At 74.8% G+C, this 4,416-nt stretch carries 5 protein-coding genes; 3 read left to right on the top strand and 2 right to left on the bottom strand.

The features are described from left to right. Positions 1 to 194 precede the first annotated feature (194 nt). Complete coding sequence (tsaD, locus tag L1885_RS24385) at positions 195 to 1,307, top strand: tRNA (adenosine(37)-N6)-threonylcarbamoyltransferase complex transferase subunit TsaD (protein WP_235799320.1); 1,113 nt, start codon at positions 195 to 197, stop codon at positions 1,305 to 1,307. Next, positions 1,307 to 1,666, top strand: a complete 360-nt coding sequence (locus L1885_RS24380; RefSeq protein ID WP_235799319.1) for a hypothetical protein — start codon at positions 1,307 to 1,309, stop codon at positions 1,664 to 1,666. The genes tsaD and L1885_RS24380 overlap by 1 nt, the downstream gene beginning before the upstream one ends. A gap of 22 nt (positions 1,667 to 1,688) precedes the next feature. Here L1885_RS24380 and L1885_RS24375 read toward each other — a convergent pair whose 3' ends face one another. Continuing rightward, a complete protein-coding gene (locus L1885_RS24375; protein WP_235799318.1) occupies positions 1,689 to 2,195 on the bottom strand; it encodes a DinB family protein in 507 nt (168 codons plus the stop codon). 164 nt (positions 2,196 to 2,359) lie between these two features. Between L1885_RS24375 and L1885_RS24370 the strand changes: the two genes are divergently transcribed. Further along, positions 2,360 to 2,734 (top strand): hypothetical protein, encoded by a 375-nt coding sequence (locus tag L1885_RS24370; protein WP_235799317.1) that lies wholly within the window; start codon positions 2,360 to 2,362, stop codon positions 2,732 to 2,734. 380 nt (positions 2,735 to 3,114) lie between these two features. On the opposite strand, the gene L1885_RS24365 is transcribed toward L1885_RS24370, so the two are convergent. Continuing rightward, positions 3,115 to 4,275 (bottom strand): class I SAM-dependent methyltransferase, encoded by a 1,161-nt coding sequence (locus tag L1885_RS24365; RefSeq protein WP_235799321.1) that lies wholly within the window; start codon positions 4,273 to 4,275, stop codon positions 3,115 to 3,117. Positions 4,276 to 4,416: the final 141 nt, after the last annotated feature.

Here is a 4,416-nt window from a genome sequence, read left to right as displayed (position 1 = left end):
AGGGGCGCCGCCGGACCCCGCGGTGGACGCGGCACCGGGCACGCACGCCGGTCCGGGCGCGGAGCAGGACCGCCGTCGGAAGCGGCCGGAAGCGGCCGGCGGGACCGGTGCGGACGCCCCCGCCGGGCCGGGCGCGGAGCCGGGAACGGCGACGGAAACGGGAAACGGAACGGGAACGGGAGGAACGGACACTGATGGCTGACGAACCACTCGTCCTCGGCATCGAGACGTCCTGCGACGAGACGGGCGTCGGCATCGTGCGCGGCACCACGCTCCTGGCCGACGCGATCGCGTCCAGCGTCGACGAGCACGCCCGCTTCGGCGGTGTCGTGCCCGAGGTCGCCTCGCGCGCGCACCTGGAGGCGATGGTCCCGACGATCGAGCGCGCCCTGGCCACCGCCGGGGTCAGCGCCCGGGACCTCGACGGCATCGCCGTCACCGCCGGCCCCGGCCTCGCGGGCGCCCTGCTCGTGGGCGTCTCGGCCGCGAAGGCGTACGCCTACGCGCTGGGCAAGCCGCTCTACGGCGTCAACCACCTCGCCTCGCACATCTGCGTCGACCAGCTGGAGCACGGCCCGCTGCCGGAGCCCACGATGGCGCTGCTGGTCAGCGGCGGCCACTCCTCGCTGCTGCTCGCGCCGGACATCACGGCGGACGTCCGGCCGCTGGGCGCGACGATCGACGACGCAGCGGGCGAGGCCTTCGACAAGGTCGCCCGCGTCCTCCAGCTCGGGTTCCCGGGCGGCCCGGTCATCGACCGGCTGGCCCGCGAGGGCGACCCGGCCGCGATCGCGTTCCCGCGCGGCCTGACCGGCCCGCGCGACGCCCCGTACGACTTCTCGTTCTCCGGCCTCAAGACGTCCGTGGCGCGGTGGATCGAGGCCAGGCGCGCGGCGGGCGAGGACGTGCCGGTGCGCGACGTCGCGGCTTCCTTCCAGGAGGCCGTGGTGGACGTGCTGACCCGCAAGGCGGTCCGGGCCTGCAAGGACGAGGGCGTGGACCACCTGATGATCGGCGGCGGCGTGGCCGCGAACTCGCGCCTGCGGGCCATGGCGGAGGAGCGCTGCGCCCGCGCCGGGATCACCCTGCGGGTACCCAGGCCCGGGCTGTGCACGGACAACGGGGCCATGGTCGCGGCGCTGGGCGCCGAGATGGTCGCGCGCGGGCGTTCCGCCTCGTCGTGGGACCTGTCGGCGGACAGCTCGCTGCCCGTCACCGACACGCACGTACCGGCCCACGAGGCCGTCCACGCGGCGGCGCACGCCGCGGCCCACCAGCACGCCCACGCGGCGGCGGAGGGGCACTGATGGCGGTCACGCTGATGTGGGAGGCGCGGGCGGCCGAGGGCCGCGGCGGTGAGCTGCTGGCGTGGGCCAGGGCCCAGCGCCTCGCCGCGGAGCCGCTGCGCCGCGAGACGTTCGTGGCGCCGCAGGACCGCGTCCTGGTGCTGACCTGGTGGCCCGGCTCGTACGCGAGCGAGGTCCCCGAGTTGCCCGCGCCCCCGGCGGACCTCGTGACCCGCCCCGTCCACCGCTGGCGCTTCGAGCCGGCCGACGAGGGACACGGCACGGACTCCGGACACGGCACGGACCCCGGACACGGCACGGACCCCGGACACGGCACGGGCCCCGGACACGGCACGGGCCCCGGACACGGCACGGGCTGACCCGCTCGGCCGGGCCCGCGGGTCAGGCGCCGACGGTGCCGTCGATGCCCTCCCGCAGCAGGTCGGCGTGGCCGTTGTGGCGCGCGTACTCGTGGATCATGTGCAGCATCACGTGCCGCAGCGACACCTCCTCGTCCCACTTCCGGTTCACGCCGGTGACGTCCAGGGAGGCCGCTTCGCGCTCGATCCTGCGGGAGTGCCCGACCTCGGCCTCCCACGCGGCGAAGACCTCGGAGCGCGTGGCGCCCGACGCGTCGTAGGCGCGCTGGTAGTCCATGGAGTCCGACCAGACGAGCGGCAGCCGCTCCCCGTTGATCACCATCCGGAACCAGGTGCGCTCCACCTCGCACATGTGCCGCACGAGGCCCAGCAGGGACAGCGCGGACGGCGGCATCGAGGTCCGGCGGAGTTCCTCGTCGGTGAGGCCTTCGGCTTTCATCGCGAGCGTGGCACGGTGGAAGTCGAGGAAGGAGCGCAGCATCTCGCGCTCGCCGCCGAGGGACGGCGGATCAGGGCGTTCGGCAGTCATTCGGGGCAGACTACCGAGTACGGCTCCGGCGCTGGTCGGAACGGGTGCCGCCGGGCGCTGCCCGGCACGTGACACGGGTGGCACCGCCTGTTGAGCCCGTTCCTACGTCGTCCGGCCTATTCTGGAGTGGACACGCATGCGCCATTCAGGTGAAGGGGCGGCGGATGAACTGGTTTTGGTGGATATTCGTCTTCTTCATGGTGGGCGGGTTCAGCTGGATCGCCGACACCGGCCGTACGGCGCTCAAGACCAGGCACGACAGAAGGATGGAGCGCCTGAAGCTGGCGGAGAAGGAGCGGCTCGCGATCGCCGAGTCGCACAAGCCGCCGGACGCCGTCTGCGGCTGCAGCCACCACCTGGCCAAGCACGACAAGTCCGGGAAGTGCCACGAGGACGTGCAGGTCCCGACCGAGTGGGACGAGGAGAAGAAGCCCGTCCACTTCGAACTGCGCCAGTGCAACTGCCAGCAGTACATCGGCCCCCAGCCCCTGTCGAAGATCTACGCGGACGAACTCACGGAGTTCGACGATCTGCGGTGACGCGCGAGCCGCGCGGCTCCGCCCGGCGCCGGGGAACGCCCCGGGGAAACGCGTCGGCGGCGTGATGGTGGACGCGCGACGCGTGGGATGCGTCGCGTGCGTGTGACGGGTGCGACGGCGCCCGAGGGGTCACGCTGACGCGGCGGCGAGCCCCTGCCGCACGTGCGTGTCCCCTCCCGCGCGCCCCCGGCCCCTACCCCGTACCCGTCCCGCACCGGCGCCCGTGCGCCCTCCGGTCCGCCCCCGCCGTCCGTGCCCCCTCCGCCTCCCTGCCGATCTTCGTGCTGCCCGTGTGCCCGCGTTGCTCGCGCTGCCCGTCCGCGTGGCGGCCCGCCCTGCCCCAAGCCGCCCCGAGGACCGCCGTACCCGGACCGGCGTGCTCAGGGCCTGGCGCGGTGGCCGAGCAGCATGGCCGGGGCGCCGGCCACGCGGGTGAGGACCACCGTGAGCTCGTTCCTCCCCCTCAGCTTCACCTTCCGCCGCAGCTCCTCCGGTTCCACCGCCGAGCCGCGCTTCTTCACGGTCAGGACGCCGATCTCGCGCTCCCGCAGCAGTGCCTTGAGCCGCTTGAGGTGGAACGGGAGGACGTCGGTGATCTCGTACGCCGTCGCGAAGGGCGTCTCGCGCAGCTCGTCGGCGGTCAGGTAGGCGATCGTCTCGTCGATCAGGCCCGCGCCGGGCAGATCGCGGGCGGCCTCGGCGACGAGGTGGGCGCGGATGACGGCGCCGTCCGGCTCGTAGAGGTAGCGGCCCGGCTCCCGCACCGCGGGATCGGGCAGCCCCTGGGCGGCGAGCGTCGCCCCCGACGGGAGGAGGGTCGCCCGGCGGGTGGCGTCCGGAGCGTCGGGGGTGTGCCAGAGCACGGCCTCCTTCACGTCGCCCTCGTACGAGATCCACTCGGCGGTGAAGTCCGGCGGGACCAGCTCGTGCGGCACGCCCGGCGCGATCTTGACGGCGCCGAGGCCCGCCCGGCGGACGGCGTCGAGCGCCCAGGACAGCGGCGGCGAGTACGCCTCCGGATCGAAGATCCGCCCCGAGCCACGGCGCCGCGCCGGGTCGACGAACAGCGCCTGCGCGTCCCCGGCGTCGTACGTCGCCACGTCGGCGCACACCACCGTGGCCTGCGGCCCCTCCGGCGCCAGCGTCCGGAGGTTCGCGGTGGCGATCTCGCAGGTCAGCGGGTCCAGATCGACCCCGGTGACGGCGATGCCGGCGCGGGCCAGCTCCACCGCGTCGCCGCCGATCCCGCAGCACAGGTCCGTCACCCGGGTCGCGCCGAGCGACCGGAAGCGGGCCGCGCGGTGGGCGGCGACGGCCCCGCGGGTGGCCTGCTCGACCCCGTTCGGCGTGAAGTACATGCGGCCCGCGTCCTCGGCGCCGAACTTCGCGACCGCGCGTTGCCGCAGCCGCGCCTGCCCGAGCGCCGCCGACACCAGTGCGGCGGGGTGGTCGCGGCGCAGGCGGGTGGCGAGTGCCAGCTCCCGGGCCGGGTCGTGGTCGCGCAACTCGGCGAGCAGGGCCTGCCCCTCGGGGGTGAGCAGGGGAGCGAGGCTGGGCGGCGGTTCTCGGCCCGGGCCCGCTCGATCAGCCCGGTGTAGACGGGCAGTTGCTCGGCGATGCTCGCCGTCAGCGTGGCCGAGCGGCTGCCGGGCGCCGCGCTCTGCGCGACTTTGGTGACCAGC

It is taken from the genome of Streptomyces fuscigenes, from assembly GCF_021556455.1.
In the GTDB taxonomy this organism is placed as follows: Bacteria; Actinomycetota; Actinomycetes; order Streptomycetales; family Streptomycetaceae; genus Streptomyces; species Streptomyces fuscigenes.
Note: the sequence above shows the minus strand (reverse complement) of the source record. Positions and strands in the feature narration are given on the sequence as shown.